This window comes from Acinetobacter sp. 24-47-62, from assembly GCF_056779765.1.
The window spans coordinates 1-219 of sequence record NZ_JBWYIN010000056.1 but is presented as its reverse complement, the minus strand read 5'-3'; the positions used below and the strand labels follow the sequence as shown (position 1 = coordinate 219).

The window sequence follows — 219 nt, the reverse complement described above, 5'->3', positions numbered from 1 at the left end:
CAGGAGAAGAAATCCATGTCGATGAATGGGGACGCATCAAAGTACGCTTCCTATTTACCCGAGCAGAAGACCACCAATTTGATGGCGGTGCCGGCAGTAACAACAACGACACCGATTCAGCTTGGGTCGATGTACTGACCCCATGGGCAGGCGAAGGCTATGGTGCACGCTTCCTCCCTCGAATCAATGAAATCGTAGTTATCGACTTCTTTGACGGCA

Annotated in this window: 1 protein-coding gene; it reads left to right on the top strand. The window is 51.1% G+C overall.

Going from position 1 to position 219, the window contains the following annotated elements:
• On the top strand, positions 1-219 hold a 219-nt coding region (locus AC1M87_RS14870), incomplete at both ends, for a phage baseplate assembly protein V (protein WP_481594136.1).